The organism is Acidovorax facilis (assembly GCF_023913775.1).
Classification (GTDB): domain Bacteria; phylum Pseudomonadota; class Gammaproteobacteria; order Burkholderiales; family Burkholderiaceae_C; genus Acidovorax; species Acidovorax facilis.
In genome coordinates this window covers 1-2,358 of sequence record NZ_JAMXAX010000246.1, presented here as the reverse complement: position 1 = coordinate 2,358, position 2,358 = coordinate 1, and the positions used below count along the sequence as shown (strand labels likewise).

Genomic DNA, 2,358 nt, shown 5'->3' with positions numbered 1-2,358 from the left:
CACCCTCTGGGGAGACCGCTTCTGTGGGTGGTGCTGAGGATGCGGCGCCCCCGGCGCCTGTGTCTGAGCCGGGCTGGGCCCGGCGCATGCGGCGGCGCCAGCAGGCCACGCAGGCGGCCACCACGGCCGTGCATGCCATCCGTGCCGGCGACCATGCGGGCGGCGGTGTTGCTCCGAGCCTGCGCGATGAATCCAATCCTTGATGAGGGCTGCCATGCGATTCCAACGACCCCAGCGGCGGTATTCGGAGACCCCCGAACCCGTCACCCCCTACCAGGCAGCCGGACAGGCCTGGGACCAGCGCATCGGCTCGGCCCGGGTGCAGGCCCGGAACTGGCGGCTCATGGCCTTTGGTTCCCTGGTGCTGGCCCTTTTGATGGCGGGCGGCCTGGTCTGGCGTTCTGCCCAGTCCATCGTGACGCCCTACGTCATCGAGGTGGACCAGGCCGGGCAGGTGCGCGCGGTGGGCGAGGCGGCCACCCCGTACCAGCCGAGCGATGCGCAGATCGCTTTCCACCTCGCGCGCTTCGTCACCGGCGTGCGCTCGCTGTCCATCGATCCCATCGTGGTGCGGCAGAACTGGCTGGAAGCCTACGACTACACCACGGACAAGGGCGCGGCCACGCTCAACGACTATGCGCGGGTCGCGGATCCGTTTTCTCGCATCGGGCAGCACTCGGTGACCGTGGCCATCAACAGCGTGGTGCGCGCCAGCGATGCCTCGTTTCAGGTGCGCTGGACCGAGCGGCGCTACGTCAATGGCGAGGCGGCAGGGCTGGAGCGCTGGACGGCCGTGCTGTCCATCGTGCTGCAGGCCCCGCGCAGCGAGGAGCGCCTGCGCAAGAACCCATTGGGCATCTACGTCAACGGCCTGTCCTGGAGCCGCGAACTCGATGCCAGCGAAGGAGTGAAGAAACCATGAATGCACGAATCCCCTACCGCGCCATGCCGCTGGTCCTGCTGGCCGTTCTGGCCACGGGCTGCGGCACCCAGGGCAAGCCTCCCCCATCGATTGCGCTCGATGAGCCCATCCAGGCCCAGGCCTTGCCCGAGCCGCCCAAGCCCATCGAGGTCGTGGCCATTCCCGAGGTGCTGCCCCTGCCGGCGCAGTTGAAGCCCCTGCCCAAGGGCGGCGAGGCACAACCTGCCCCCGAGCCCGCCGACGAAAAGGCCCGTGTGGCGCGCGCCAACGCCGAGGCCCGCGTGGCACCCACGCGCGAGGGCTACGTCAACGCCATCCAGGTCTGGCCCTTCACCGACGGGGCGCTGTACCAGGTCTATGCGGCCCCGGGCCGGGTGACGGCCATCGCACTGCAGCCCGGTGAGGAGCTGGTGACGGTCGCCGCCGGAGACACCGTGCGCTGGATCGTGGGCGACACGGCTAGCGGGACCGGCGAGACGCTGCGCGTGAAGGTGCTGGTCAAGCCCATCCGCTCAGGCCTCAAGACCAATCTGGTCATCACCACGAGCCGGCGCACCTACCTGGTTGAGCTGACCTCCACCGAGAAGGCCTGGATGGCCTCGGTGTCCTGGGAGTACCCGAAGGACAAGATGCTGGCCCTGCAGCGCCAGGCGCAGGCGGCCCAGGCCGCGGCCCCCATCGAGAGCGGCCTGTCGCTGGAGAAGCTGCGCTTCCGCTATGCCATCGGTGGTGGCAACCCGGCCTGGAAGCCGCTGCGCGCCTTCGATGATGGAGAGAAGGTCTACATCCAGTTCCCGGCGGGCATTGCGCAGGGCGAGCTCCCGCCGCTGTTCGTGATCGGGGCGCAGGGGGACGGGCAGCTGGTGAACTACCGATTCCGGCCGCCGTACTACATCGTGGACCGGTTGTTCGGCGCGGCCGAGTTGCGCTTGGGTGGCGGCGAGGGCCGGGATGGTGATGTGGTGCGCATCGAGCGCACGGACAGTGTGGGTGGGCGGCTTTAACCATGGACAGCCGCGACTCTTCCAACGCCGCTACCCCGCCGCAACCGGCCAAGGTCTCACCCGAATCGGTGGCGCTGCGTGCTGCGCCGCGACCCGTGACGCGGCTGAACCGGCGCATGCTGGCTGTTCTCGTGGGTTCCCTGGCTACCGCCGTGCTTGGAGCCACCATCTGGTCGCTGCAGAGCAGCCACCGGCGTGGCGCTAATTCCTCGGAGCTTTACAACGTTGATCGGGTGTCGAAGTCCGAAGGGCTGGACCGGTTGCCGGCCGACTACGGCGGATTGCGATCACCAGAAGTACCCCGACTGGGGCCGCCGTTGCCGGGGGACCTGGGGCCGGCCATCGTGAAGGCGCAGGGGCCGATGGAGCCGGGCTATGCGCCACCAGGCCATGATCCGGCGGATGCGCTGCGCAAGGAGGCCGAAGCGGCAG

The 2,358-nt window shown here is 69.2% G+C and carries 2 protein-coding genes and 2 pseudogenes; all 4 read left to right on the top strand.

Annotated features, from left to right (window positions below):
* Positions 1–203: pseudogene (locus NFX52_RS31500) on the top strand (P-type conjugative transfer protein TrbL); the annotation flags it as partial.
* A gap of 11 nt (positions 204–214) precedes the next feature.
* Positions 215–922, top strand: a complete 708-nt coding sequence (gene trbF / locus NFX52_RS31495; protein ID WP_055402776.1) for a conjugal transfer protein TrbF — start codon at positions 215–217, stop codon at positions 920–922.
* Entirely contained in the window at positions 919–1,926 is a 1,008-nt protein-coding gene (gene trbG, locus NFX52_RS31490; protein WP_252635977.1) for a P-type conjugative transfer protein TrbG, read from the top strand. Before trbF ends, trbG begins: the two co-directional genes overlap by 4 nt.
* Positions 1,927–1,928: 2 nt before the next feature.
* Positions 1,929–2,358 (top strand): annotated as a pseudogene (locus NFX52_RS31485) (TrbI/VirB10 family protein); the annotation flags it as partial.